Genomic DNA, 3,361 nt, shown 5'->3' with positions numbered 1-3,361 from the left:
ATTTCTTGGACACGAGGAAGACCCTGAGTGATATCGGTATTTGAGGCAACCCCACCCGTGTGGAAGGTACGCATTGTAAGCTGTGTACCAGGTTCCCCGATAGATTGGGCAGCGATTGTACCGACTGCTTCACCAACTTCAACCGCATCACCAGTCGCCAAGTTGATACCGTAACAGTGACGGCAGACACCGTGACGAGTGTTACATGTAAATACAGAGCGGATAGTCACTTCTTCCACACCAGCATTAACAATTTCACGCGCCTTGTCTTCTGTAATCAATTCATTTGGACCGATAATCACTGCACCAGTTTCTGGATGTTTAACAGTTTTCTTAGTGTAACGACCGTTGAGACGTTCTTCTAGAGACTCGATCATCTCTTTTCCTTCGGCGATAGAACGAATCAAGAGACCACGGTCTGTTCCACAGTCGTCCTCACGGATGATAACGTCTTGGGCAACGTCAACCAAACGACGAGTCAAGTAACCTGAGTCGGCTGTCTTAAGGGCCGTATCGGTCATACCTTTACGGGCACCGTGAGTTGAGAAGAACATTTCCAATACCGACAAACCTTCGCGGAAGTTTGAAAGGATTGGCAATTCCATGATACGTCCGTTAGGAGCAGCCATCAGACCACGCATCCCGGCAAGCTGTGAGAAGTTTGAGATGTTACCACGGGCTCCAGAGTCCATCATCATAACGATTGGGTTCTTAGGATCTTGGTTGGCAATCAAGCGTTTCTCTAATTTTTCACGGGCAGCACGCCATTCAGCTGTAACGGCATTGTAACGCTCGTCGTCTGTGATCATACCACGACGGAATTGTTTTGTGATTTGTTCTACACGTTTGTGTGATTCTTCAATGATTTCAGCCTTGTCATCAACGACTGGGATATCGGCAATACCCACTGTCAATCCTGCAAGAGTTGAGTGGTGGTAACCGAGATTCTTCATACGGTCAAGTAGGGCAGAAGTTTCTGTCGTACGGAAACGTTTGAAGATTTCAGCGATGATATTTCCAAGGTTTTTCTTCTTGAATGGAGGGTTAAGTTCAAGATTGCTGATAGCTTCCTTGATATCTCCACCAAGTGGCAAGAAATATTTAGCTGGAACCCCTTCTGTCAAGTTGGCATTGTTTGGTTCTTGCAAGTATGGTAGACCCTCTGGCATGATGTCGTTAAAGAGGATTTTACCAACTGTTGTAAGCAAGACCTTATGTTTTTGCTCTTCTGTCCAAGGCTTGTTGAGGCTGTCTGTTGCGATACCGACACGTGAGTGAAGGTGAACATAACCATTACGGTAAGCCATAACCGCTTCGTCACGGTCTTTGAAGACCATTCCTTCACCTTCACGACCAGCTTCTTCCATAGTCAAGTAGTAGTTACCCAAAACCATGTCCTGAGATGGAGTAACAACTGGTTTACCATCTTTCGGGTTCAAGATATGCTCAGCAGCGAGCATCAAGATACGAGCTTCTGCTTGAGCTTCTTCTGAAAGCGGTACGTGGATGGCCATTTGGTCCCCGTCAAAGTCGGCATTGTAGGCTTCACAGACAAGTGGGTGCAAGCGAAGGGCCTTACCATCAATCAAGACTGGCTCGAAGGCTTGGATACCCAAACGGTGAAGGGTCGGTGCGCGGTTAAGAAGCACTGGGTGTTCTTTGATTACTTCTTCAAGAATATCCCAGATACGCTCATCTCCGCGTTCCACCAAGCGTTTAGCCGCTTTGACGTTTTGCACGATATCACGGGCAACAATTTCACGCATCACGAATGGTTTAAAGAGCTCGATTGCCATTTCACGTGGCACACCACATTGGTACATCTTAAGAGTTGGACCAACGGCGATAACGGAACGTCCTGAGAAGTCAACACGTTTACCGAGCAAGTTTTGACGGAAGCGTCCTTGTTTACCTTTAAGCATGTGGCTCAATGATTTAAGAGGACGGCTACCTGGTCCTGTGATTGGACGACCACGACGACCATTGTCAATCAAAGCGTCAACCGCTTCTTGAAGCATACGCTTCTCATTTTGAACGATGATACCTGGTGCATTCAACTCAAGCAAACGAGCCAAACGGTTGTTACGGTTGATAACACGACGGTACAGGTCATTCAAGTCAGATGAGGCAAAACGGCCACCATCCAACTGCAACATTGGACGAAGATCTGGTGGAATAACCGGAAGGATGTTGAGAATCATCCATTCAGGTTTGTTTCCAGACTTGTAAAAGGCATCCAAAACATCCAAACGACGGATGGCTTTGACACGTTTTTGTCCAGTAGCTGTTTTTAACTCTTCTTTGAGTTCAGCAATTTCTTTTTCAAGATCTACTTGTTTCAAAAGGTCTTGGATGGCTTCGGCACCCATTTTGGCAACGAATGATCCATAACCATACTCACGCAAGCGCTCACGGTATTCGCGCTCTGTCATGATAGTCTTGTGCTCAAGTGGTGTATCCTTAGGATCAATCACCACATAAGCTGCGAAATAGATAACTTCCTCGAGGGCACGGGGACTCATATCAAGGGTCAAGCCCATACGGCTTGGAATTCCCTTGAAGTACCAGATGTGAGATACAGGAGCTTTCAACTCGATGTGCCCCATACGCTCACGACGAACTTTTGTACGCGTTACTTCAACCCCACAACGGTCACAAACAATCCCTCTGTAACGAATGCGTTTGTACTTACCACAAGCACATTCCCAGTCTTTTGTAGGACCAAAGATAACTTCATCAAAGAGTCCTTCACGTTCTGGTTTCAAGGTACGGTAATTGATTGTTTCAGGTTTTTTGACTTCTCCATAAGACCATGAACGGACTTTGCTTGGAGAAGCTAGGGTGATTTGCATACTTTTAAAACGATTTACATCAACCACTATTTCTTCCCTTTCTATTCTAAGTGAGCTACTTATTCTTGTTCAGCAGCTTCTTCTGTTGCTTCCGCTTTTGTTGCTTTTTCAGCTTCTTCAGCTTCAAAGGCTGCTTTAGCCTCTTGGGCTGCTTTTTCGCGGGCTTTTTCAAGGTCATCTACGTGGATGACATCTTCGTCCATTCCTTCATCCAAGTCGCGAAGTTCCACTTCTTGGTCATCTTCGTCTAGGACACGCATGTCAAGACCAAGAGATTGCAATTCTTTGACAAGAACTCGGAAGGATTCTGGAACACCTGGTTTTGGAATTGGTTTTCCTTTTGTAATGGCTTCATAAGCTTTCAAACGTCCGTTGATATCGTCAGACTTGTAAGTCAAGATTTCTTGAAGAACATTTGACGCACCATAGGCTTCAAGAGCCCAAACCTCCATCTCACCGAAACGTTGTCCACCAAACTGAGCTTTACCTCCGAGTGGTTGTTGGGTAAC

At 45.9% G+C, this 3,361-nt stretch carries 1 protein-coding gene and 1 pseudogene; both read right to left on the bottom strand.

Going from position 1 to position 3,361, the window contains the following annotated elements:
- Positions 1-2,879 (bottom strand): DNA-directed RNA polymerase subunit beta' (gene rpoC / locus QZ359_RS04085; protein WP_293961245.1); only part of this gene is annotated, 2,879 nt, incomplete at its 3' end.
- Positions 2,880-2,911: 32 nt separating this feature from the next.
- A pseudogene (locus QZ359_RS04080) lies at positions 2,912-3,361 on the bottom strand (DNA-directed RNA polymerase subunit beta); the annotation flags it as partial.

Origin of the sequence: Streptococcus sp. (assembly GCF_019414905.1) — a bacterium.
Lineage (GTDB): Bacteria > Bacillota > Bacilli > Lactobacillales > Streptococcaceae > Streptococcus.
The sequence above is the reverse complement of the archived record's forward strand: the minus strand, read 5'-3'. Positions and strand labels throughout refer to the sequence as shown.